We start from the raw sequence: 22,407 nt of genomic DNA, 5'->3' as shown, positions 1-22,407 counted from the left end.
AACGTCTTCGACCATGGACGCACAACTCGCCGGTCGCACCGCCCGCTCCTTCGAACTGCTTCACTCGCTGTGCTACTTCGCACCCGAGGTGGAAGCCGAGCTTGTCGGCGTCGGGCTCGAGTCGGGCCGGATGACGTACTTCGCCGGCCGCGCCGCCCCGATGGGTGCGGTGGGTGCCGGTGTCGTCGCGGCGACGTTTTACAACTTCAACCCCGAACTGATCGCGGACGTGATCCCGCGCGCGTGGCAGCTCGCCGATCCGGAGCGGATCGTCGAGGCGCGATACCGCGGCGTCGACGCCGCGTACCGCGCGCTGTTCGGTGACGCGGTCGCCTCGGCCGAGATGGCGGAGGCCGCCCAGTTGGCGGCGATTGCGGCGCAGGCGATCCCCGGGGTCGACGGCCGACCCCTGTACGCCGGGTACGCGGCGCTGGACTGGCCGGAGGAGCCGCACCTCGTGCTGTGGCACGCGCTGACCCTGTTGCGGGAGTTCCGCGGCGACGGCCATGTCGCCGCGTTGCAGACCGCGGGTTTCAGTGGACTCGAGGCACTGATCACCCACACCGCCGCGGGAATCGGATTCCAGAAGAAGTTCGCGCAGACCCGGCGGGGATGGTCGCCGGCTGCGTGGGACGCGGCCGTCTCCGGGCTGCGCGACCGTGAAGTCCTCAATGCGCGTGGTGAACTGACCGCCGACGGACGTGAACTGCGTGACGTGGTCGAGGATCTCACCGACGAACTGGCCGCCGCACCGTGGACCGCGCTGGGAGAGGACGGCGTCTCGCGCTTGGCGGAACTCGTCGAGCCCTGGCGCAAATCGGTGCGTGAGTCGGGCCTGTTCCCGGCGTCGTTGTTCGGGCCGCGGTACGGCGAATCGCGCTGACGGTTCGGTTCCACCCTGTCGCCGTGGTGAAATGGTGCGCCAGGGGTGGCGCCGCGCACTGCCGCAGCAGGGCGGTGCCATCCACCGGGGGATGAAGCTCGTTGTGCCGCAATTCCACCAGGCTGTGCACCGATGAGGCTAATGTCAGCGCAGCAGATGGTGATCGCCGGCGCAGGGCACTACGGCCGCGTCCTCGATCAACGCACACATGGAGGAATGAATGAGCGCCTACCGGACCGTCGTCGTCGGAACCGATGGATCGGACTCGTCGTATCGTGCGGTGGACAAGGCCGCCGCACTGGCCGGCGACGCCGAGGCCAAGCTCGTGATCGCGTGCGCGTACTACCCGGCCGATCCCAGGGACACCGAATCCGCTCAGGACACCCTCGGTGAGGACGCGTACCAGGTGACCGGCTCGGCGCCCACGTTCGAGATCTTGCGGACCGCGCGCGAGCGGGCCACCGCGGCCGGCGCCAAGAACATCGTCGAGCGAGCGATTGTGGGTGCTCCCGTCGATTCGTTGCTCGCCCTCGTCGATGAGGTCGAGGCGGACCTGTTGGTGGTCGGCAATCGAGGGCTCAGCACGCTGACCGGGCGTCTGCTCGGATCGGTGCCGTCCGACGCGGCGCGCAAGTCGACGTCCGACGTGCTGATCGTGCACACGGTCCGCTGAGTCGCGCGGTCAGCAGAAGGCGCTGCGGGCGCGGTCCAGCAGCAGTTGCGTGGCGGCCTCGGGTGTGAGGGTGCCACCCGACAGGCTCGCACCGTAGGCGCCTACGGACCGTAGGTGTTCGAGGATCGTCGAATCGGGTGTGCCGGCGGCCGATTGCCGGCACACCCCGTCGGCCAGCGCGAACAGCGTCGAACGCGGTACCACCTCGGGAAATCCTCCCTCGGCCAACGCGTCCGCGTAGCGGGTGACGCGGGCGTCGGCGACCGCTGTCGCCGAGTCGGTTTCGGTCGCGACAGTTTCGGCCGCATGCGGTGCGTCGTCGGCGACGGTCGAGGTCGTGCACCCGGCCGCGACGATCGATGCCGCCACACCGATGCCGACCATCGCCGAGCGCAGCGCGCCGCCGCGGGCGGTCGATCTCATCGGCATGGCGTTCTCGTCCTGTTCTGGTGTGCAGTGGTGGGTGTGCGAGCGCCCGATCGGCTCGCGGGCCCTTGGCACGGTACCGCCTCGACCGACTCCACGAGTGCCGGTTCGGGGATCAGCTTCCCGACGGCACGACCGACGCGTCGAGGGACCGCAGCACAGACGGAAGAGGCCGGGCGTGGACGATCCCGAGCCGCTGGGTTGCGCGCGTCAGAGCGACGTACAGATCGTTGATCCCGCGCGGCGAGTCGTCGAGCATGTCCTGCGGTTCGACGATGATCACCGAGTCGAACTCGAGCCCCTTGGCGTCCTTGACGGTGAGCACACTCACCGACTCCGAACGCAGGTCGGCCAATTGCTCGGCGTGGTGGTGCCCCGCGAGGACAGCGGTCAGCCCCGGCCCGGTTTCGTCCGCGACCCTGCGGCGCACCTCGTCGAGGATCTCCGATTCGTCGACGAGGCGTGCCCACGGCGCGTGGCCGGACTCCCGAACCGACCGGGGGACAGTCTGATCCGGATCGATCTGCTCGAGTACCTGGTGCGCGAGCGTCATGATCTCGGCGGGTGTCCGGTAGTTCACGGTCAGCTCGGTCAGCTTCCAGCGTTGCGCCACGTACGGGCCCAGCACGTCCTGCCACGACGAACTACCCGCGGGGTCACCGGTCTGCGCGGTGTCGCCGACGAGCGTCATCCAACGATTCGGGATGCGCCGCATGAGCATTCGCCACGCCATCTCGGACAGCTCCTGCGCCTCGTCGACGATGACGTGCCCGTAGGTCCACGTGCGGTCGGCGGCGGCACGTTCGGCGGTTGTGCCGCGGCGGCCCATCTCGTGGCGTTCCGCCAGCTGGCCGGCGTCGATCAGGTCGTACGCCATCAGGATCTCGGGATCGAGCTCGTCCTCGAGATCCTGCGGAGCCGAACCGGTGAGGATGTCGAGCGCGCCCTGGGCGTCGGCGATCTGCGCACGCCAGCGGCGTTGTGCGCGTTCGCGTTCCGCGGCGTCATCGACGCCGAGTAGCTCGGCGAGCTCGTCGAGGAGGGGAGCGTCGGCCGCGCTGAATCCGACCCCGGAGGTGCGCACTAGCGTTGAGCGTTCCTCCTCGGTGAGGTCGGGTGCCGCGGATGCGAGCCGATCGGGGGAGCGCAGCAGGTCGGTGAGCACCTGCTGGGGCGTGAGGTCCGGCCACAGCTCGTCGAGGGCTGCCATGATCGACGAATCCTCGCGCATCTCGTCGCGCATGTCGGCGATGTCGTCACGGCTGAGCAGGTTGCCGCCGTCGACGATGTTCGCGCCGAGGGTCGCGGCCAGCTGATCCGCGAGGGCCTCGATCGCCGCGGACACGAAGATCGGCCGCGCCAGGTTGTGGGGCCGCCTCGACGACCGCGCGCGTCCGCGCGCCCGCGTGACGATCTTGCGGTCGAGCGTGATCGGGTAGGTATCGAACCGTAGCTCGATCGGCTGCTTCGGCACCTCCTGCCGGTCCCGCACCGCCTTCTTCAGGATGTCGATCATCGCGAGCGACCCCTTGAGCTCACCGGCCGCAAGCGAATCCTCCCGGGTCGCCCGCACGCCCGGGTAGAGGTCGCCGATGGTCGACAGCAGCACACCGGTCTCGCCGAGCGACGGCAACACCTGGCTGATGTAGTCGAGGAACGTCTCGTTGGGGCCGATGATGAGGACGCCGGACTTCTCCAACTGTTGGCGGTAGGTGTAGAGCAGGTAGGCGGCGCGGTGCAGCGCGACCGCGGTCTTGCCGGTGCCCGGGCCACCCTGCACGACGAGCACGCTCTTGTGGTTCGAGCGGATGATCGCGTCCTGCTCGCTCTGGATCGTCTCGACGATGTCGTGCATCTGCCCGGTTCGGGCGGCGTTGAGGGCGTCGAGCAGCGCGCTCTCGCCGGCGACACCTCCGGCGCCGCGGCCGCGACCGTTCGCCTCGGCCGCGGTCAGGTTCAGGTACTCGTCGTTGACGGCGGTCACCGTGCGGCTGCGCGTGCGGATATGCCGGCGCCGGGTCACCCCGTCCGGTGCGGCCGGGGTTGCCAGATAGAACGGACGAGCGAGTGGCGCGCGCCAGTCGAGGAGCAGTGTTTCGTAGTCGTTCTCCTCGTCGAGGATGCCGATGCGGCCGACGTAGCGCGGTTCGTCGTCGCCGTCGACGTCGATCTTGCCGAAGCACAGGCCGTTCTCGGCGGCGTCGTACCGCGCAAGGTCCTCCGTGTACATCTGCGTGAACGACTCGCGTTCGCTGCGTGCCTGCGGGGTACCACCGGTCTGCAGGAGTACCTGACTGAGACGGTTCTGCGCATAGGAGCGCAGGCCGTCCAGCCGCTCATAGAGCGTCGACACATGCCGCTGCTCGAGCTCGAGATCGGGGTGCACGCGGGCCTCGTCGGGCAAGAGGTCTCCTAGGTTCGAACGGCAGAAAAGTGCCCAAGCAGTCTAGTTGGAGGTGAGGCCGCGCCGCAGAAGTGCTGGTCAACCGGGTGTCTCAAACGGGTACACCCGGACCGACGTGCCAGACCGAGCAGAACGGATGAGGACCGAGCCATGACCTCCACGACCACTCGAACGGGTTGATCCAGCCGTTCGTCCGCGAGCTGGACACGGCCCGGACAGCCGCAGTTTCATGCCTCCGACAGCCGGGTGTTCGCGGACATGGCCACCTCGGACACGGGCTCGGCTGTCGTCCGTGACCTCCTCGAACGCGCCGGAGATTCGTACGCGCGGGAGGCGCAGATCACGTTGGAGGATCAGCCGAAGCCACTGTTCCAGTTGCTGATGCTCTCGCTGCTGCTGAGTGCCCGGATTTCGGCCGAGATCGCGACGCGTGCGGCTCGGGAGTTGTTCCACGAAGGCTGGCGAACCCCCGATGCCATGGCAGGTGCACCGCGTGCGGACGTCATCGCGGCCTTGAAACGGGGACGCTACGCGCGATACGGCGAGAGCACCGCCACGCGCCTTCGCGAGGCAGCCGAGCGGGTCCGGGGCGAATACCACGGCGACCTGCGGGAACTCGCCGCGAGGAGCGGGCACGACGAGGCGGCGACCGCCCGTCTCCTCGAGGAGTTCGACGGCATCGGTCCCGTCGGCGCCGAGATCTTCATGCGCGAGGTGCAGGACACCTGGACCTGGGCTGAGGCCGCACATGGACCTGCGGGTTCTCCGCGGCGCCGACGAACTGCACCTACCGCAGGAGCCGTCGAAGTTGGTCGAGCTCTCGGACTCGAACGAGGTCGCCCCACTGGCGGCGGCGTTGGTCCGTGTCACCATCGATTCCGCGCTGCGCGACGCCGTTCTCGCGGACAACGAATGACGCCGAAGGTGCCCGGATGCATGCAGGGTGCGACGTCCGTCGCCTGCATCGTCGTGGCCGCGCCCAGCGCGGGGCGCTGACTGCGCTGTCCGGGCGACGAACAGCTCAGTGATTGCGCAACGCCGAGATCAGTTCCGCCTTGTCCATAGACGCATAGCCGGAGATGCCGAGCTCCTGTGCGCGCTCGCGTAGTTCGTCGACGGTGCGGTCCTCGTAGTTCGCCGCCTCTCCGCCCTTGTGTCCGATCGCCGAGCGGCCCTCGTTCGCGGCCGCATTGGAGATGCGGGCCGCCTTCTCCTTCGACTCGCCCTCGTCGCGAAGCTTCTCGTACAGAGCCGGATCCTTCAGATGCGGGTCCGAACCGCGTGGCTCGTTCGTCGGCACCTCGATCACCTCACAGTGAATCTCGTTTCAGGGTTCAGTCCTGAAGTTCGGCGGCCTTCGCTCGGGCGGCCGCGAGTGCGCGCTCGGCCTGCTTGCGGGCCTTCCTGCCGAGAACATCTCCCTGCTCGCTCGCGGTCGCAGCCCACTCGGTGCCACGTTCGCGCGCCAGGTGGGCGAACTCGGTGCCCCGCTCTCGCGCGAGCTCGGCGAGTACCGGTCCGCGTTCGCGAGCGACCTCGCCCAACTCCGTACCCCGCTCCTTCGCGAGATGAGCCAGAACAGACCCCCGCGCGAGGGCGGTGTCGAGGAGCTCTCCGCCTCGTTCACCGGCCTGCTCCGCCGCCGAACGCGCGCGCTCACCGACCGTGTGCAGAGCGTGATCGGTGCCCGGTCCGTGGGAACTCGACAGGGCCTCTGTGACCGAGGTCTGTGCCTTGCGAGCAGCGCGCCGACCACGCCAACCCAATGAAGGCTTGCCCTCGGTGTCGACTGCCGCCACGAGCAGGCCGCCGAGAATCGACATGTTCTTGAAGAACTGCGTCCGCTGCATCGCGCGCTGCTGCGGATCGTCGACGTTCCAGAAATCGTGGCCCCCGAGCGTAGTCGGCACCAGCGTTCCGGCGAGCACGAGTGATGTCGCTCGCGGCGCCTTGCCGAGCGCCAGAAGTGCGCCGGCGCCCACTTGGATCGCGGCGTTGATCTTCACCAGCGCCTCGGGATCGGACGGAAGTTTCTCGGTGACGGCCCCCGGCAGTGTCGCCATGCTCTTCTCGAGGAACGGCGCGGCGGCCTGCGCCTTGGGCGCCGGGCTGCGGAGCGAATCGATGCCCCCGGCGATGAACACGGTGGAGAGCAGTGGGCGTGCGATGCGGCGAACGAACATGGGTGGCCTCCCAACCTCGGTTCCTGCTCCACCGTATCCACGGGGGCAGGGATTCCGCAGGGGAGGAGCAATTCGTCCCGTGACAGGACCCTCGGCTCACCAGCCCCGTTCGCGCCATTCACCGAGGTGCGGGCGCTCGGCACCGAGCGTGGAGTCCTTGCCGTGGCCCGGATAGAAGACGGTGTCGTCCGGGAAGCGGCCGAACAGCTTCGTTTCGACGTCGTCGATCAGCGATGTGAAGCGCTCGGCATCGGGCGTCTTGCCGATACCGCCGGGGAACAGCGAGTCACCGGTGAACAGGTGCACACGACCGCGGTCGTCGTTCTCCGTCAGTGCAAGCGTGATGCCACCGGGGGTGTGACCACTCAGATGGATCACCTCGAGAGTGAGATCGCCCACGGTCACGGTGTCGCCGCCTTGGAGGCTCCGCGACGGTGTGACCGAGAGGATCTCGGAGTCCAGCGGGTGCGCGGCAGTCGGCAGACCGGTCTTACCGGCGACCTCGGCGAGTGCGAACCAGTGGTCGTGATGCTGATGGGTCGTGACGATCAGTTCGAGCTGGGGCGCCTGCTCGTCGATGAGCTGCAGGATCCGCTCGGCGTCGTTCGCGGCGTCGATGAGCAGCGACTTCCCGGTCGCGGAACACGTGACGAGGTACGTGTTGTTGTCCATCGGACCGACGGACATCTTGATGATCGTGGCACCGGGGACGGTGCGGCGCTGTGCTGCGGAACCGCCGGACAGATCGCCGGTGTAGTCGTCGTCGATGATGATGCGCTGCTGCTCCATGATCGGGAGGTTACCGTCGAATCGCGGTGTCGCCGCCTACAGCCGCCGATCGTCGGGAAACCTGCTGGTCGGCGCGATTGTCGGTGGCCGCGCCTACCATGGGCTGCGCCCGGACGAGTGTCCGTGCGCGGACGAACGGAGAAGGGACTACGTGTGGCGGATCGCCTGATCGTGCAAGGTGCACGCGAGCACAATCTGCGAGGGATCAATCTCGATCTGCCCCGGGACAGCCTGATCGTCTTCACCGGTTTGTCCGGCTCAGGAAAGTCCAGCCTCGCGTTCGACACGATTTTCGCCGAGGGGCAGCGACGCTACGTCGAATCGCTGTCGGCGTACGCGCGCCAGTTCCTCGGGCAGATGGACAAGCCCGACGTCGACTTCATCGAGGGTCTCTCGCCCGCCGTGTCGATCGACCAGAAGTCGACCAACCGCAACCCCCGGTCGACCGTCGGAACCATCACCGAGGTGTACGACTACCTGCGCCTGCTCTACGCGCGGGCGGGCACGGCGCACTGCCCGGTGTGTGGCGAGCGGATCGCCCGGCAGACCCCACAGCAGATTGTCGACCAGGTCCTGGAGATGGAGGAGGGCACCCGGTTCCAGGTGCTCGCCCCCGTGGTCCGCACCCGCAAGGGCGAGTTCGTCGACCTGTTCGAACAGCTCAATACCCAGGGCTACTCCCGGGTGCGCGTCGACGGTGTGGTGCATCAGCTCACCGATCCGCCGAAGCTGAAGAAACAGGAGAAGCACGACATCGAGGTGGTCGTCGACCGCCTCACGGTGAAGGCGAGTTCGAAGCAGCGCCTGACCGACTCGGTGGAGACCGCGCTGCGGCTCGCCGAGGGCATCGTCGTTCTCGACTTCGTCGACAAGGACGAGGACGCGCCCGACCGCGAACGGCGGTTCTCGGAGAAGCTCGCGTGCCCCAACTCGCACCCGCTGTCGATCGACGACCTCGAGCCGCGCTCGTTCTCGTTCAACTCGCCGTACGGTGCCTGTCCCGAGTGCACAGGCCTGGGCATCCGCAAGGAGGTCGACCCCGACCTCGTCGTCCCGGACCCGGAGCTGACCCTCGAGGACGGGGCGATCGCACCCTGGTCGATGGGACAGAGCTCCGAGTACTTCGGCCGACTGCTGTCGGGCCTCGGCGACATCTTGGGCTTCGACATGCAGACCCCGTGGAACAAGTTGCCGGCCAAGGCGCGCAAGGCGATCCTCGAGGGCAGCACCGAACAGGTCCACGTCAAGTACAAGAACCGCTACGGGCGCACCCGCTCGTACTACGCCGAGTTCGAAGGCGTCATGCCCTTCCTGCACCGGCGGCTCGAGCAGACCGAGTCGGAGCAGATGAAGGAACGCTACGACGGGTACATGCGCGACATTCCGTGTCCCGCGTGCAACGGAGCGCGCCTGCGCCCCGAGATCCTGTCGGTGACCATCTCGTCGGATTCGTACGGCGAGAAGTCGATCGCCCAGGTGTGTGAGCTGTCGATCGCGGAGTGCTCGGCATTCCTGAACAGCCTGACCCTCGGCGCCCGCGAGGAGGCCATTGCCGGGCAGGTTCTCAAGGAGGTCCAGGCTCGGCTCGGGTTCCTGCTCGACGTCGGCCTCGACTACCTGTCGCTCGCCCGCGCCGCCGGCACGCTGTCGGGTGGCGAGGCGCAGCGCATCCGCCTGGCGACGCAGATCGGCTCAGGTCTGGTCGGCGTCCTGTACGTGTTGGACGAGCCTTCCATCGGATTGCACCAGCGCGACAACCGCCGGCTCATCGAAACCCTCACGCGCCTGCGCGATCTCGGCAACACACTGATCGTCGTCGAGCACGACGAGGACACCATCAGGACCTCGGACTGGGTGGTCGACATCGGCCCGTTCGCGGGCGAGCACGGTGGCCGCGTGGTCCACAGCGGACCGTACGAGGAACTCCTCACGAACGCCGAATCGCTCACCGGCGCTTACCTTTCCGGTCGCAGCACCATCGACGTCCCGACCGAGCGGCGTTCCCCCGACCGGAAGCGGCAGGTCACCGTCGTCGGAGCTCGCGAGAACAACCTGAAGGGCATCGACGTCAGCTTCCCGCTCGGTGTGCTGACGTCGGTCACCGGCGTGTCCGGGTCCGGCAAGTCGACGCTCGTCAACGACATCCTCGCGACGGTCATGGCGAACAAGCTCAACGGTGCCCGCCAGGTGCCGGGACGGCACACCCGGATCAACGGGCTGGACCAACTGGACAAGCTGGTCCAGGTGGACCAGTCGCCGATCGGTCGCACCCCGCGTTCGAATCCCGCGACCTACACCGGCGTCTTCGACAAGATCCGCACCCTGTTCGCGTCGACCACGGAGGCGAAGGTGCGCGGCTACCAGCCGGGCCGCTTCTCGTTCAACGTCAAGGGCGGTCGCTGTGAGGCGTGCTCGGGTGACGGCACCCTCAAGATCGAGATGAACTTCCTGCCGGACGTCTACGTGCCGTGCGAGGTGTGCCACGGGGCGCGGTACAACCGCGAGACGCTCGAGGTCCACTACAAGGGCAAGACCATCGCCGAGGTTCTCGACATGCCGATCGAGGAGGCCGCCGACTTCTTCGAGCCGGTCACATCGATCCACCGCTACCTCAAGACGCTGGTCGAGGTCGGGCTCGGCTACGTGCGGCTGGGGCAGCCGGCGCCGACGCTCTCCGGCGGTGAGGCGCAGCGCGTCAAGCTCGCGGCGGAGCTGCAGAAGCGGTCGACCGGCCGAACCGTCTACGTGCTGGACGAACCGACGACGGGCCTGCACTTCGAGGACATCCGGAAGCTGCTGAAGGTGGTGAACGGGCTCGTCGACAAGGGCAACACCGTCATCGTGATCGAGCACAACCTCGACGTCATCAAGACGTCGGACTGGATCGTCGACATGGGACCCGAGGGCGGTTCCGGAGGCGGCACCGTGGTCGCGCAGGGAACCCCCGAGGCAGTCGCGGCTGTCCCGGAGAGCTACACCGGCAGGTTCCTGAAGGAAGTGCTCGCGGCGCCGAAGGCGGCCGCGGACGGTGCGGCCAAGGGCACGGCGACCCGCAAGGCAACGTCGACGCCGCGCAAGCGCGTCAGGAAGCCGGCCGCGGTCGGCTAGCCGAAGTCGCTGTCGTGCGCCGTGGCGCTGACCGGGGTGCGTCGAGGTGGGTGCACGGGGGTGACACGCGGAAGCGGTGGGGGACTGAGCGTCCCCCACCGCTTCGGTGGATCCGGGGTCGGTCCGGACTTACTGGACCGGGATCTAGTGCTAGGACGCGAGCAGGCTGGTCAGCGAGCCGAGGTCGAGGCCGCCGAGCAGGCTGGTCAGCGAGCCGAGGTCGAGGCCGCCGAGCAGGCCGCCGAGAAGGTCGGTGATCGATCCCATATCCATGTGTGGCTCCTTCGATACGAGCTCTCCTGGCGGGAGAACCCCTTCGTGGTGATGCGTGACCAGTGTCACACAAAGAGCACGGTATCAACACGAGGTCGTAACGGAGGCGGTTTCGTCGAGCCGGTTCTTTCATGCCTGGTTGACGTGTTTCCGCCGGTCAGCGCGAAAGCGGACACATGTCCGATGATTGGCGTGTCGTACGCGCTCCGCGTGCGGGGAAGTCACGAGACTTCCGACTGGATCGTCGACACCGGTCCAGGGGTCCGGTGGCCGAAGGTAACGCTAGTAGCGCTGGTAGCGCTGAGGCGGCTACTGGCGGTGTCGGACAGTCTGCCGCAGCCGGCGGGGTCGCAACGGGGTATACGCGAAAGCGGTGGGGGACTGAGCGTCCCCCACCGCTTCGGTGGATCCGCGGTTCTGGCGCGCTGTGGACCGGAACCTACTGCTCGGCCCCGATCACAGGTCGCCCAGCTTGCCGGGGTCGAGGCTGGTGAGGGGCAGGATCATTCCGACCACGGGGCCCAGTGAGCCGAAGGCGACGTCGAACACGGGTCGCAGAGCGCCGAGGACATTGGTGATCGATCCCATCGAAAGCTCCTTCGGTGCAGGTTCTCCTCGCAGGCGAACCGCAATGGCGCGGTGTCACGCGACGAGCACGGTATCAACAGGGGGCCGTAGCGGAGGCGGTTTTCCGGACCGACTCGTCCGGCACCCGTTTCGGGCGTTTTCGCTGGTCAGCCCACGGGCAGGGGTGACCGCTCCGGTCGGGGATCTACGGACCGGTGGTAGGAGGCTGATTCGCGGCGACGGACGCGGCGAGCAGCTCATCGAGTATCCCCGGGAGGGCCTCCTTGGGGTCGAAGCCGAGAAGCTTGGCGATCGAGAGGAGCGATCCCATTCGTGTCTCCTAGGTTTCGGTCCGACTCGAGCCGGGCCTGTTGGGGGAGAAGTGATCTCCGTCATGCCGTCGGGGACGGTAGCAATCGAGTGGGAACGCCCGATGCGATTTGGCGCAAACTGCGATTCCGATCGAGTCGACCGGCCGGGCGCACGAAGCCCGCACCCGGGTGTCCGGATGCGGGCGTCGTCGCGGGCAGGTTGGAGAAGGCGGCTCAGTAGACGGGGCCGGTGTACTTCTCGCCGGGGCCCTTGCCGGGCCCGTCCGGGTGCGCCGACGTCTCGCGGAACGCGCGCTGGAGCGCCTGCAGCCCCTCACGGATCGGACCGGCGTGCGGGCCGAGGTACTCGACGGATGCGGTGACGAGGCCGGCGAGTGCCGTGATGACCCGTCGCGCCTCGTCCAGGTCGAGGTTGGGGCTGTTCTCGGGATCGGGGTCCGACAGGCCCAGCTTCTCGGCGGCCGAGCTCATGAGCATGACGGCGGCGCGGCTGATCACCTCGATGGCGGGGACGTCGGCGAGCTCGCGGACGTCGTCCAGGTCGGCGACGTCGTCCTCTGCGTGCTGAACTGCGTCGGCGGGGTCGGGGTTCTGCGTCATGTCTGTCAGGATTCCATCGTGGGCGCGCGCGGATTCGGCCGGGTCGCGACGGTCGACGCGATTAGATCAGTGGCTCGTTTGATGTTAGGCTTTTCGTCACGACCGCCCTCGGCTCCGGCCAGGGCAGCAAAGTGGAGTCCGACTCCCACCTCTGCGCGGCACCGAACGGTGCAGTTCAGTGGTCCGGTCGCCGCCAGGGTAAGTCCTCGGCGGCTCCTTCGGTCAAACGAAGGGATGCCAGTCCGAGGTCTCGGAGTTGGCGTTGCACCGGTCGACATCGGGCCCCGCACGGCGAGCAACTCGCCGACGCGGGGCTTTCTTGTTGGGGTAGAGGGCGCACGGGCTGCGGCGCGGTCAACGGACTGCACCGCACTACCTAGGAGGCCCCATCAGCACTGAGACCCGCATCAACGAGCGCATCCGAGTTCCCGAGGTTCGCCTCATCGGACCCGGTGGTGAGCAGGTTGGGATCGTGCGTGTCGAGGATGCGCTTCGCGTAGCACTCGAGGCTGACCTCGACCTGGTCGAGGTGGCTCCCGATGCCCGTCCACCGGTCTGCAAGATCATGGACTACGGCAAGTTCAAGTACGAGACGGCGCAGAAGGCGCGTGAGTCGCGGAAGAACCAGCAGCAGACCGTCATCAAGGAGCAGAAGCTTCGTCCCAAGATCGACGATCACGACTACGAGACCAAGAAGCGGAACGTCATCCGCTTCCTCGAGGCGGGTTCGAAGGTCAAGGTCACGATCATGTTCCGTGGTCGCGAGCAGTCCCGTCCCGAGCTTGGGTTCCGTCTGCTGCAGCGTCTCGGCGCCGACGTCGCGGACCTCGGTTTCGTGGAGACCTCCGCGAAGCAGGACGGCCGCAACATGACGATGGTGCTCGCCCCGCACAAGGGTGCGAAGACACGCGCGAAGGCTCAAGAGGGTGCGCAGGCTGCGCAGCCCGCGCAGCCGAAGCCGGCCGCCGGTGACGGTGACGCCGCGCCGTCGCCGAGCGCGTAGCTCGACCACGTCACGAAGACCGAAGTACAGAAACACAAGAACTGAGGACTCCATGCCCAAGTCGAAGACCCACAGTGGCACCGCGAAGCGATTCAAGGTGTCCGGTAGCGGAAAGATCCTGCGCCAGAAGGCCGGACGTCGCCACCTGCTCGAGCACAAGAGCTCGCGCGTGACCCGTCGCCTGGACGGCAAGGCCGTCGTCGCCGACCAGGATGCGCCCCGCATCAAGCGCCTGCTCGGCATCTGAGCACTTTCCCCTACTTGACCACCCGGGGCAGCGGTAGCGCCCCGAAGATTGACAGGATTTTGCAGTGGCACGCGTAAAGAGGGCAGTCAACGCCCAGAAGAAGCGTCGTTCGATTCTCGAGGCCTCGAGCGGCTACCGCGGACAGCGTTCGCGCCTGTACCGCAAGGCGAAGGAGCAGCAGCTCCACTCGATGACCTACGCCTACCGTGACCGTCGCGCGCGCAAGGGCGACTTCCGGAAGCTGTGGATCGCTCGTATCAACGCCGCGGCTCGCGCCAACGACATCACCTACAACCGCTTCATCCAGGGCCTGAAGGCTGCGGGTGTTGAGGTCGATCGCAAGATCCTGGCCGAGCTGGCCGTCTCCGACGCTGCGGCGTTCGCCGGCCTGGTGGCCGTCGCGAAGGCTGCGCTGCCGGCCGACGTCAACGCTCCGGCCGGAGAAGCGGCCTGAGTCAGCTGTTCCAGGATCGACCCGTGGACCCGTTCACCGAACGGACTCCACGGGTCGTTTCTGCTGTCAAGCTCCTGCGTGGCGCAGAGCGCAGGAAGACGGGGCGGTTCCTCGTCGAGGGCGAGAACTCCGTCACCGAGGCGCTGGCCTGCACCACCGTGCACGAGCTGTTCTTCACCGAACACGCCGGTGAGCGGTACCGCGGCCTGATCGAGTCCGCGCATGGCGCCGGGGTCCGGACGTCGCTCGTCACCGATCGTGCGATTCGGGCGATGAGTGACACCGTCACCCCGCCCGGCGTGATCGCGGTCTGCGATCTGCTGGACGTTCCGCTGGCGGAGGCGGTCACGTCCGACACCCGCCTGCTGGCGGTGCCCGTCGCGATCGCCGAGCCGGGCAACGCCGGCACGGTGATCCGGGTCGCCGACGCGGTCGGGGCGGACGCCGCGATCCTCGCCGGTGACAGCGTCGACCCGCACAACGGCAAGTGCGTGCGCTCGTCCGCCGGCAGCCTGTTCCACCTGCCGATCGTGCGGGAGCGCGACACCGACGCCGTCCTCGCCGCGCTCGCGACCGCGGGGATTCAGGTCCTCGCGACGGCCGCGGACGGCGAGGTGAACCTCGACGAGGCCGACGACCTGCTGGCCCGTCCCACCGCGTGGCTGTTCGGCAACGAGGCCCACGGACTCGATCCGGCGGTCGCGGCCAGCGCCGATCACCGGGTGCGGATCCCCATCCGGGGTCGGGCCGAAAGCCTCAACCTGGCGACGGCCGCATCCATCTGCCTGTACGCGAGTGCGCGGGTCCAGCATCGGGGCGCGTGAGAGCGCGGCGAACTCGTTCGAACCGTCCTGGGTCGATCGCCTAGGATTCGAGTGTTGTGCCCCCGCGCGCTGATATCCATCGATAGACAAGGAGTTGCACCGGTCGTGGCTAAGAATGAGGGCGGCGCCCCGCCGACTGTCGATGCGAACGCGCTGACCGAGGAGTCCCTCGGTGCCGCGGCACTTGCCGCCGAGGAGGCCTTCGCGGCAGCCGCGGACCTCGACGCACTCGCCAAGGCCAAGATCGATCATCTCGGTGACAAGGCGCCGATCGCGCTCGCCAAGCGTGGTCTGGGCGCACTGCCCAAGGAGGAGCGGTCCGAGGCCGGCAAGCGGGTGAACGTGGCCCGCACCCGGGTCGCCACGGCGTTCGACGCGCGCCGCGAGGTGCTGCTGGCCGAGCGTGACGCGGCCGTGCTGGTCGCCGAGGCGATCGACGTGACGCTGCCGTCCGATCGTCGGCCCGCCGGAGCACGGCACCCGATCACGATCATCTCCGAGCAGATCGCCGACGTGTTCGTCGGCATGGGCTGGGAGGTCGCCGAGGGTCCCGAGGTCGAGACCGAGCACTTCAACTTCGATGCGCTCAACTTCCTGCCCGATCATCCGGCCCGCACGATGCAGGACACGTTCCACATCGCGCCCGAGGGCTCGCGTCAGGTGCTGCGCACCCACACCTCGCCGGTGCAGGTGCGCACGATGCTCTCCCGCGAGATCCCGATCTACGTGGTGTGCCCTGGCCGGACGTTCCGCACCGACGAACTCGACGCCACCCACACGCCGGTCTTCTCCCAGATCGAGGGTCTGGCCGTGGACAAGGGCCTGACCATGGCGCACCTGCGCGGCACGCTCGACGCCTTCGCCCGCGCCCTGTTCGGGCCGGAGACGCGAACCCGTATGCGCCCCAACTACTTCCCGTTCACCGAGCCGTCGGCCGAGGTGGACGTGTGGTTCCCGAACAAGAAGGGCGGCGCCGGCTGGGTCGAGTGGGGCGGCTGCGGCATGGTGAACCCGAACGTGCTGCGCGCGTGCGGAATCGACCCCGACGAGTACTCAGGCTTCGCGTTCGGCATGGGCCTCGAGCGGACGCTGCAGTTCCGCAACGGCATCCCCGACATGCGCGACATCGTCGAGGGCGACGTGCGATTCACGCTGCCCTTCGGTGTCCAGGCCTGATCGCGACGAGAACGAGAGAGCTGAGTAGACGTGCGAGTAGCGCAATCGTGGCTGACCGAGATCCTGCAGCGGGCGACGCCCGAGTGGCAGGTGAGCGCCGATGAGCTGGACGCCGGGTTCGTCCGCGTCGGCCTCGAGGTCGAGGAGGTCGATCCGCTCGAGCCGGTGACCGGTCCGCTGGTCGTGGGCCGGGTCCTGGAGATCGAGGAGCTCACCGAGTTCAAGAAGCCGATCCGCTTCTGCAAGGTGGAGGTCGGCGCCGCCGAGCCACAGGAGATCGTGTGCGGCGCCCGGAACTTCGCCGAGGGTGACCTCGTCGTCGCGGCCCTGCCGGGCGCGGTGCTGCCGGGTGGCTTCGCGATCGCGTCCCGCAAGACGTACGGCAAGGTGTCCAACGGCATGATGTGCTCGGCCTCCGAGCTGGGCATCGGCAAGGACCACTCGGGCATCCTCGTCCTCGAGCCGGGGACCGCCGAGCCGGGCACCGACGCCAACGAGCTGCTCGGCCTCGACGACACGATCATCGAGCTGAACATCACGCCGGACCGCGGCTACTGCTTCTCGGTGCGCGGCCTCACCCGCGAGCTGGCCTGCGGTTTCGATCTGGACTTCGTCGACCCGGCCGCGGTCCCGGCTCTGCCGTCGGACGGTGGCGAGGCGTGGTCGATCCAGCTCGAGCCGGAATCGAAGGCCACCCGCTTCACGGCGCGCCGGATCACCGGCATCGACCCCAAGGCGGTCAGCCCGTGGTGGCTGCAGCGCCGACTGCTGATGTCGGGCGTGCGCCCGATCTCGCCGGCGGTCGACGTCACCAACTACGTGCTGCTCGAGCTGGGTCAGCCGCTGCACGCGTTCGACGCGGCGAAGGTCCAGGGCGGCCTCGTGGTGCGTCGCGCCGAGGCGGGGGAGAAGCTCACCACCCTCGACGGCGTGGAGCGGACCCTCGATCCCGAGGACGTCGTGATCGCCGACGATTCCGGCGTGGTTTCGCTCGCCGGCGTGATGGGCGGCGCCACCACCGAGGTCCACGACGGCACCACCGACATCCTGCTCGAGTCGGCCACGTGGGATCCGCTCGCGGTGTTCAAGACGTCGCGTCGGCACAAGCTGATCAGCGAGGCCAGCAAGCGATACGAGCGCGTCGTCGATCCCGAGGTGGCCCTCCCGGCACTGGATCGTGCCGCCGCGCTGCTCGTCGAGATCGCGGGCGGCACCGTCGAACCCGTGCTGACCGACGTCGGCGGTGTCGCGCCGTCGGGCCAGATCCGCATGGACATCGACCTGCCGGATCGCGTCGCCGGAGTGAGCTACCCGAACGGCACGGCCGCACGACGCCTGACGCAGATCGGGTGCACCGTCGAGGTCGGCGTCAGCGAGACCGGACACGGTCAGCTGGTTGTGACCCCGCCGTCGTGGCGTCCGGATCTGGTGCAGCCCGCCGACCTGGTCGAGGAGGTGCTGCGTCTCGAAGGGCTCGAGCAGATCCCGTCGGTGCTGCCGCACGCCCCGGCCGGCCGTGGGCTGACCCCGGAGCAGCGTCGTCGTCGCGCCGTGGGCCGGATGCTGGCCGCGTCGGGCTTCGTCGAGATCCTGCCGCCGGTGTTCCTGCCGCACGCGGTGTTCGACACGTGGGGACTGGATGCCGACGACCCGCGCCGCAACACCACCAAGGTGCTCAACCCGCTCGAGTCGGATCGTCCGGAACTCGGCACCACGCTGCTGCCTGGCATGCTCGAGGTCTTGGCGCGCAACGCTTCTCGTGGCCAGCGAGACCTGTCGCTGTTCGGCATCGCGCAGGTGGTGGAGCCGGGACCGGACACCAAGCCCGTCGACGCGCTACCGGTGGACCGTCGTCCCACCGACGAGCAGATCGCCGAGCTGCTGAAGTCGCTGCCCGCGCAGCCGCTGCACGTCGCGGCGGTGCTGTCGGGTCTGCGGGAGCCGTCCGGACCGTGGGGTGCCGGCCGTCCCGCCGAGGCCGCGGACGCGTTCGCCGCGGTGCAGACGATCGCCGACGCCGCCGGCGTCACGGTCGAGCTGCGGGCCGCGCAGTACCTGCCGTGGCACCCGGGCCGCTGCGCCGAGGTCGTGTTCGACGGCACGGTCGTCGGGCATGCGGGCGAGCTGCACCCGGCGGTGCTCGAGCGGGCCGGACTGCCGGCGCGGACGTGTGCGCTCGAGATCGACCTCGACGCGCTGCCTGTCGCCGAAGTTCTCCCGGCTCCGCGGATTTCGCCGTTCCCGGCCGTCCTGCAGGACGTCGCGGTGGTCGTCGACGCGTCGGTCCCGGCCGCCGCGGTCGAGGCTGCGCTGCGCAGCGGCGGCGGTGAGCTGCTCGAGGACATCCGCCTGTTCGACGTCTTCGAGGGCGAGCAGGTTGGCGAGGGCCGCAAGTCGCTGGCGTTCGCGCTGCGCTTCCGCGGCGCCGATCGCACGCTGACCGAGGACGAGGCCAGCGCCGCGCGTGACGCCGCCGTCGCGGCCGCCGCAGACGCCGTCGGAGCCGTTCTGCGCGGCTGACAAACGAGTTCGACCGATGAGGGGCTCCTCTCGCTAGCCTGGATGTCAGCGAGAGGAGCCCCTCATGGTCGATATGGACAGTGGCGGATCGGACGCCGCGCTCGAAAGACTGCGTAGTCTCGGCGACGCCGAGTTGCTGGCGGCGGTACTCGCCGTCACGGCCGGGCGCCCGGCGCTCGCTCCGGTGCACGCGGCCGCGTCCATGCTTTCCGCGGGCGGCGGCCAGACCTCGGACATCCCGCCGGACCCGTCGCGGCCCAGTGTGCCGCCGGAGGTTCCGCCGCCGCTGACGCTCGGGACCGCCTCGACACCCGCACCCGACTACACCGACGCGGGTGTGCCGACGTTCGACCGTGTCCGCGACAAGATCGAGGAGCGGTTCGGGACGGCGCTCGGCTCGGAGGAACTCGAGCGGGACAGCCAGGCCGGACGCGACCTCGACGAGCAGTGGCAGGCGCGGGAGAAGGCCGCCCACGACAAGCTCGACGAGATCCGCCGGTCGATGAAGAACGAGTAGCCGACCAGCTACTGCGGACGGATGATCGGGACGCCGACGCCCCAGCACGCGGTGACCCCGGGCTGGGACGGCGGTAGTGAACCGACCACGGCGTGCGGGGTCAGTGACGTTCGAGGATCGCCCCGAAATCCGTTCCGGCGGGCAGCGATCCGTACTCGAGGTCGCGGTCGGCGCCCAGGCGGGCACCGATGAACGCCTCCGCGACCGCGGTGGGGGCGGTGCGCAGCAGCAGCGAGCCCTGCAGTCCCAGTGCCATCGCCGCGGCCACCGGGCGCGCCCGGAACTGTGCGGCGCCCGGGTCCAGGGTGGCGAGTTCGGCGAGCATCACCCGGAGGCGGTCGAGGTGCGCGTCGAACAGCGTCGAGGCTCCGCGGGCGAGGTTCAGTTCGGCGTCGAACGCCTGCACCGACTCGGGCTCGCGGGTCATCGCGCGCAGGACGTCGAGCGCGATCACGTTGCCCGACCCCTCCCACACGGCCATCACCGGCTGCTCGCGGAACCGGCGGGCGAGGGGGAAGGCCTCGGTGTAGCCGTTGCCGCCGAGGCACTCGAGCGACTCGTAGGCGTGATGCGGTCCGCGCTTACAGATCCAGTACTTGCTCACCGCCGTCGCCAGCCGCCGGAACGCCTTCTCCGACTCCGACGCGTCGACGTCGTGGGCGCGGGCCAGACGCAGGGCGGTGGCGGTCGCGGCCTCCGACTCGAGCGCGAGATCGGCGACGACGGCGGTCATCGCGGGCTGGTCGACGAGCGTCGCCCCGAACGCGGACCGGTGCCGGACGTGCCACAGCGCCTCGGCGACGGACTGCCGCATGCCGGCCGTCGAGCCGTACACGCAGTCGAGGCGGGTGCGTGACACCATCTCGATGATCGTGCGCACGCCGCGGCCCGGTTCGCCGACGAGATGGCCGATCGTCCCGTCGAGCTCGATCTCGGACGAGGCGTTCGACTTGTTGCCGAGCTTGTCCTTGAGCCGTTGGATGCGGAACACGTTGCGGGTGCCGTCCTCGAGCACTCGCGGCACCAGGAAGCACGACAGTCCCTCGGGCGCGTTGGCCAGGACCAGGAAGCCGTCCGACATCGGGGCCGAGCAGAACCACTTGTGCCCGGTGAGCGCGTACATACCGTCGGACAGCGGCGCGGCGGTGGTGGTGTTCGCGCGGACGTCGGAGCCGCCCTGCTTCTCGGTCATCGCCATGCCGAACAGCACGCCGGGCTTGTCGCCGGGTGCGGCGAGGGCGCCGTCGTAGCCCCGCGAGTAGAGCCGCGGCAGCCAGCGCTCGGCGAGGTCCGGCGCGAGCATCAGCGACGGCACCGCCGAGTGGGTCATCGAGATCGGGCACGCGTGACCCGGCTCGACCTGCGCGAACAGCATGAACGTCGCGGCGCGGGCGACGTTGGCGCCGGCCCGCGGCTGCGCCCACGCCGACGTGTGTGCACCGTGCTCGACCGCGGCGGAGATCACCCGGTGGTAGGCGGGGTGGTACTCGACCTCGTCGATGCGGTGGCCGTACCGGTCGTGGGTGTTCAGGCGCGGGATCTCGGTGTTGGCGAGTTCGGCGGCGTGCTGGAACTCGGCGGTCCCGACCAGCGCGCCCACCTCGGACAGGTGCGTGGTCGCCCACTCGGCGTCGTATCGGGCGACGCCTTCGACCAGCGGGAGGTTGCCGGTGAATTCGTTGACGTCCACCCGTGGCGGCGCCTGGTTGAAGACCTCGTGGGTGTGGTGGCCGCGGGGCGCCGCGCCGGTCCGGTCGTCGGTTGTCGTCATTGTCGAGCCCTTCCGCAAAGCAATGAATCATGATTCACTTCTTGTAGCCGACTGTAGAACGGAATCGTGCGACGGGCAACGCCCCACCGCCGCTCAGTGAAGGAGACCCCGGTGCATCTGAACGTGTTGCTGGAGAGCGCCCGCAGAAAGTTCCCCGACAAGGACGCAGTGGTCTACAGCGATCAGCGCCTGACCTACCGCGACCTCGAGGCCGCGTCGCGGCGGGCCGCGGAGGTGTTCCGGCGCGAGGGTGTCGGGCCGGGTGACCGCGTCGCGGTGATGACCTACAACTCGCCCGGATTTCTGATCGCCGCCTTCGGCATCTGGCGCGCGGGTGGGGTCCTCGTCCCGGTGAACCACAAGCTCACCGCGCCCGAGGTCGCGTACACGATCGCCCACAGCGGTGCCCGGGTCGGCGTCGTATCCGCCGATCTGGTGTCGGCCGCCCGTGGGGGCGCGCCGGAGGCGCGGTGGCTGCTCACCGAGGCCGCCACGCACGGCGACGACGTCGAGGACGCGGACGACTTCGACGCCGTGGTCGCGGCCGCCCCCGAGTGGGACGGCGTCGACGGAACCGAGGACGACCTTGCGCAGATCCTCTACACCTCCGGAACCACCAGCGCGCCCAAGGGCTGCGTGCACACGCATCGCACGATCGCGTCGGTGCCGCCGCTCATCGTCGCGACGATGGGGCTGACCCGCGACGACCGATTCCTCATCGCGATGCCGATCTGGCACGCGTCGCCGCTCAACAACTGGACACTCACGACGCTGTTCCTGGGCGGCACGGTGATCCTGCAGCGCGAGTACCACCCCCTCGAGTTCCTCGAGACGGTCCAGCGGGAGAAGGTCACGGCGTTCTTCGGTGCGCCCATCGCCTACCTCGCGCCGGTGCAGATCGCGAAGGCGCAGGGCATCGACCTCGCCGCCTACGACCTGAGCTCGATGCGCCGCTGGATCTACGGCGGCGCGCCGATCGGCGCGGAGACCGCGGAACTGCTCGCCCGGGTCTACCGGTCCGACGACTTCTATCAGGTGTACGGGATGAGCGAGATGGGCCCGGTCGGCACGGCGCTGTACCCGCACGAGCAGATCGCCAAGGCCGGTTCGATCGGCCGGGGCGGCATGCCCGGTGTCGATCTGCGAGTGGTGCGCGCAGACGGCGTCGACGCGGCGCCGGGGGAGACCGGCGAGATCTGGCTCAGCGCCGACACTCGGATGCGCGGCTACCTCGACAACGACGCCGCCACCGCCGACGTCTTCGACGGGCGCTGGTACCGCACCGGAGACATCGCCCGCGTCGACGCCGACGGCTACCTGTTCATCGTCGACCGCCTCAAGGATGTCATCATCACCGGCGGCGAGAACGTCTACTCGCAGGAGGTGGAGGAGGCGATCCGCCCGCACGACGACGTCGTGGACGTCGCGGTGATCGGCCGGCCGCACCCCGAGTGGGGCGAGACGGTGGTCGCCGTCGTCGTTCCTGTCGAGGGGAGGACAATCGACCTCGAGGATCTGCGCACCTACCTGGCCGACAAGCTGGCGCGGTACAAGGTGCCGCGGGAGTTGGTGCTGGTGGACGCGCTGCCGCGGAACCCGTCGGGCAAGCTCACGAAGCACGTGCTGCGGGGTGTCGTCTTCACGGAGTGAGCTCGAC

At 68.8% G+C, this 22,407-nt stretch carries 21 protein-coding genes and 1 pseudogene; 12 read left to right on the top strand and 10 right to left on the bottom strand.

The genetic code is table 11. The features are described from left to right. Window positions 1-13 precede the first annotated feature (13 nt). Both ACQ5DX_RS11275 and ACQ5DX_RS11270 read left to right on the top strand, forming a co-directional pair. On the top strand, window positions 14-883 hold the full coding sequence (locus tag ACQ5DX_RS11275) for an SCO6745 family protein (protein ID WP_430332698.1): 870 nt from the start codon (window positions 14-16) through the stop codon (window positions 881-883). Between the two features lie 220 nt (window positions 884-1,103). After that, entirely contained in the window at window positions 1,104-1,556 is a 453-nt protein-coding gene (locus tag ACQ5DX_RS11270; protein ID WP_430332697.1) for a universal stress protein, read from the top strand. 9 nt (window positions 1,557-1,565) lie between these two features. Here the strand turns inward: ACQ5DX_RS11270 and ACQ5DX_RS11265 are convergent, their stop codons facing one another. Together ACQ5DX_RS11265 and ACQ5DX_RS11260 are read right to left on the bottom strand one after the other, a co-directional pair. Next, window positions 1,566-1,985 (bottom strand): DUF732 domain-containing protein, encoded by a 420-nt coding sequence (locus ACQ5DX_RS11265; RefSeq protein ID WP_430332696.1) that lies wholly within the window; start codon window positions 1,983-1,985, stop codon window positions 1,566-1,568. Window positions 1,986-2,097: 112 nt separating this feature from the next. Beyond that, the gene (locus ACQ5DX_RS11260; RefSeq protein ID WP_430332695.1) at window positions 2,098-4,386 is read right to left on the bottom strand and encodes a HelD family protein; all 2,289 of its coding nucleotides are present in this window, start codon (window positions 4,384-4,386) and stop codon (window positions 2,098-2,100) included. Window positions 4,387-4,644: 258 nt separating this feature from the next. Between ACQ5DX_RS11260 and ACQ5DX_RS11255 the strand changes: the two are divergent. After that, a pseudogene (locus tag ACQ5DX_RS11255) lies at window positions 4,645-5,302 on the top strand (endonuclease). Between the two features lie 105 nt (window positions 5,303-5,407). Here ACQ5DX_RS11255 and ACQ5DX_RS11250 read toward each other — a convergent pair. The 3 genes from ACQ5DX_RS11250 to ACQ5DX_RS11240 all read right to left on the bottom strand — a co-directional run bounded on the left by ACQ5DX_RS11250 (window position 5,408) and on the right by ACQ5DX_RS11240 (window position 7,358). After that, the gene (locus tag ACQ5DX_RS11250; RefSeq protein WP_430332694.1) at window positions 5,408-5,686 is read right to left on the bottom strand and encodes a DUF7218 family protein; all 279 of its coding nucleotides are present in this window, start codon (window positions 5,684-5,686) and stop codon (window positions 5,408-5,410) included. 34 nt (window positions 5,687-5,720) lie between these two features. Next, window positions 5,721-6,569, bottom strand: coding sequence for a DoxX family protein (locus tag ACQ5DX_RS11245; protein WP_430332693.1), 849 nt, complete (start codon window positions 6,567-6,569; stop codon window positions 5,721-5,723). Between the two features lie 96 nt (window positions 6,570-6,665). Then, entirely contained in the window at window positions 6,666-7,358 is a 693-nt protein-coding gene (locus tag ACQ5DX_RS11240) for an MBL fold metallo-hydrolase (protein ID WP_430332692.1), read from the bottom strand. Between the two features lie 153 nt (window positions 7,359-7,511). Here ACQ5DX_RS11240 and uvrA point away from each other — a divergent pair, with 153 nt between their 5' ends. Further along, window positions 7,512-10,466, top strand: a complete 2,955-nt coding sequence (gene uvrA / locus ACQ5DX_RS11235) for an excinuclease ABC subunit UvrA (protein ID WP_430335628.1) — start codon at window positions 7,512-7,514, stop codon at window positions 10,464-10,466. A 150-nt stretch (window positions 10,467-10,616) separates the two neighbouring features. On the opposite strand, the gene ACQ5DX_RS11230 is transcribed toward uvrA, so the two are convergent. The 4 genes from ACQ5DX_RS11230 to ACQ5DX_RS11215 form a co-directional block, all read right to left on the bottom strand. Next, the gene (locus ACQ5DX_RS11230; protein WP_430332691.1) at window positions 10,617-10,739 is read right to left on the bottom strand and encodes a hypothetical protein; all 123 of its coding nucleotides are present in this window, start codon (window positions 10,737-10,739) and stop codon (window positions 10,617-10,619) included. A gap of 456 nt (window positions 10,740-11,195) precedes the next feature. Next, window positions 11,196-11,327: a hypothetical protein gene (locus ACQ5DX_RS11225; protein ID WP_430332690.1), complete on the bottom strand. Its 132-nt coding sequence runs from the start codon at window positions 11,325-11,327 to the stop codon at window positions 11,196-11,198. Window positions 11,328-11,511: 184 nt separating this feature from the next. Next, window positions 11,512-11,637, bottom strand: a complete 126-nt coding sequence (locus tag ACQ5DX_RS11220) for a hypothetical protein (RefSeq protein ID WP_430332689.1) — start codon at window positions 11,635-11,637, stop codon at window positions 11,512-11,514. Between the two features lie 214 nt (window positions 11,638-11,851). Beyond that, the gene (locus ACQ5DX_RS11215) at window positions 11,852-12,238 is read right to left on the bottom strand and encodes a DUF1844 domain-containing protein (RefSeq protein ID WP_430332688.1); all 387 of its coding nucleotides are present in this window, start codon (window positions 12,236-12,238) and stop codon (window positions 11,852-11,854) included. Window positions 12,239-12,581: 343 nt separating this feature from the next. On the opposite strand from ACQ5DX_RS11215, the gene infC reads away from it, so the two are divergent. The 7 genes from infC to ACQ5DX_RS11180 all read left to right on the top strand — a co-directional run bounded on the left by infC (window position 12,582) and on the right by ACQ5DX_RS11180 (window position 18,979). Continuing rightward, entirely contained in the window at window positions 12,582-13,241 is a 660-nt protein-coding gene (gene infC / locus ACQ5DX_RS11210; protein WP_430335627.1) for a translation initiation factor IF-3, read from the top strand. Between the two features lie 52 nt (window positions 13,242-13,293). Continuing rightward, window positions 13,294-13,488 (top strand): 50S ribosomal protein L35, encoded by a 195-nt coding sequence (rpmI, locus tag ACQ5DX_RS11205; protein ID WP_137798561.1) that lies wholly within the window; start codon window positions 13,294-13,296, stop codon window positions 13,486-13,488. Window positions 13,489-13,552: 64 nt separating this feature from the next. After that, window positions 13,553-13,942 carry a 50S ribosomal protein L20 gene (gene rplT, locus ACQ5DX_RS11200; protein WP_031938929.1) on the top strand — a complete coding sequence of 130 codons (390 nt, stop codon included), beginning with the start codon at window positions 13,553-13,555 and terminating at the stop codon, window positions 13,940-13,942. Between the two features lie 23 nt (window positions 13,943-13,965). Continuing rightward, window positions 13,966-14,766, top strand: coding sequence for a TrmH family RNA methyltransferase (locus ACQ5DX_RS11195; protein WP_430332687.1), 801 nt, complete (start codon window positions 13,966-13,968; stop codon window positions 14,764-14,766). A gap of 105 nt (window positions 14,767-14,871) precedes the next feature. Continuing rightward, entirely contained in the window at window positions 14,872-15,942 is a 1,071-nt protein-coding gene (gene pheS / locus ACQ5DX_RS11190; RefSeq protein ID WP_430332686.1) for a phenylalanine--tRNA ligase subunit alpha, read from the top strand. Between the two features lie 30 nt (window positions 15,943-15,972). Then, window positions 15,973-18,462 carry a phenylalanine--tRNA ligase subunit beta gene (pheT, locus tag ACQ5DX_RS11185; protein WP_430332685.1) on the top strand — a complete coding sequence of 830 codons (2,490 nt, stop codon included), beginning with the start codon at window positions 15,973-15,975 and terminating at the stop codon, window positions 18,460-18,462. A 64-nt stretch (window positions 18,463-18,526) separates the two neighbouring features. After that, window positions 18,527-18,979 (top strand): PspA/IM30 family protein, encoded by a 453-nt coding sequence (locus tag ACQ5DX_RS11180; protein ID WP_430332684.1) that lies wholly within the window; start codon window positions 18,527-18,529, stop codon window positions 18,977-18,979. 100 nt (window positions 18,980-19,079) lie between these two features. On the opposite strand, the gene ACQ5DX_RS11175 is transcribed toward ACQ5DX_RS11180, so the two are convergent. After that, window positions 19,080-20,750, bottom strand: coding sequence for an acyl-CoA dehydrogenase family protein (locus ACQ5DX_RS11175; protein WP_430332683.1), 1,671 nt, complete (start codon window positions 20,748-20,750; stop codon window positions 19,080-19,082). 111 nt (window positions 20,751-20,861) lie between these two features. On the opposite strand from ACQ5DX_RS11175, the gene ACQ5DX_RS11170 reads away from it, so the two are divergent. Continuing rightward, window positions 20,862-22,400: a class I adenylate-forming enzyme family protein gene (locus tag ACQ5DX_RS11170; protein WP_430332682.1), complete on the top strand. Its 1,539-nt coding sequence runs from the start codon at window positions 20,862-20,864 to the stop codon at window positions 22,398-22,400. The last annotated feature ends 7 nt before the right edge of the window (window positions 22,401-22,407 follow it).

Source organism: Rhodococcus sp. ACT016, assembly GCF_050477185.1.
Classification (GTDB): domain Bacteria; phylum Actinomycetota; class Actinomycetes; order Mycobacteriales; family Mycobacteriaceae; genus Prescottella.
Note: the sequence above shows the minus strand (reverse complement) of the source record. Positions and strands in the feature narration are given on the sequence as shown.

Excerpts from the sequence above, each read along its gene's own strand:
- ACQ5DX_RS11230 (WP_430332691.1), bottom strand. The coding sequence starts at position 10,739 with ATGGATATGGGATCGATCACCGACCTTCTCGGCGGCCTGCTCGGCGGC.
- ACQ5DX_RS11220 (WP_430332689.1), bottom strand. The coding sequence starts at position 11,637 with ATGGGATCGCTCCTCTCGATCGCCAAGCTTCTCGGCTTCGACCCCAAG.
- ACQ5DX_RS11270 (WP_430332697.1), top strand. The coding sequence starts at position 1,104 with ATGAGCGCCTACCGGACCGTCGTCGTCGGAACCGATGGATCGGACTCG.
- rpmI (WP_137798561.1), top strand. The coding sequence starts at position 13,294 with ATGCCCAAGTCGAAGACCCACAGTGGCACCGCGAAGCGATTCAAGGTG.
- ACQ5DX_RS11180 (WP_430332684.1), top strand. The coding sequence starts at position 18,527 with ATGGTCGATATGGACAGTGGCGGATCGGACGCCGCGCTCGAAAGACTG.
- ACQ5DX_RS11240 (WP_430332692.1), bottom strand. The coding sequence starts at position 7,358 with ATGGAGCAGCAGCGCATCATCATCGACGACGACTACACCGGCGATCTG.
- ACQ5DX_RS11225 (WP_430332690.1), bottom strand. The coding sequence starts at position 11,327 with ATGGGATCGATCACCAATGTCCTCGGCGCTCTGCGACCCGTGTTCGAC.
- ACQ5DX_RS11175 (WP_430332683.1), bottom strand. The coding sequence starts at position 20,750 with ATGACGACAACCGACGACCGGACCGGCGCGGCGCCCCGCGGCCACCAC.
- ACQ5DX_RS11215 (WP_430332688.1), bottom strand. The coding sequence starts at position 12,238 with ATGACGCAGAACCCCGACCCCGCCGACGCAGTTCAGCACGCAGAGGAC.
- ACQ5DX_RS11245 (WP_430332693.1), bottom strand. The coding sequence starts at position 6,569 with ATGTTCGTTCGCCGCATCGCACGCCCACTGCTCTCCACCGTGTTCATC.
- ACQ5DX_RS11265 (WP_430332696.1), bottom strand. The coding sequence starts at position 1,985 with ATGCCGATGAGATCGACCGCCCGCGGCGGCGCGCTGCGCTCGGCGATG.
- ACQ5DX_RS11275 (WP_430332698.1), top strand. The coding sequence starts at position 14 with ATGGACGCACAACTCGCCGGTCGCACCGCCCGCTCCTTCGAACTGCTT.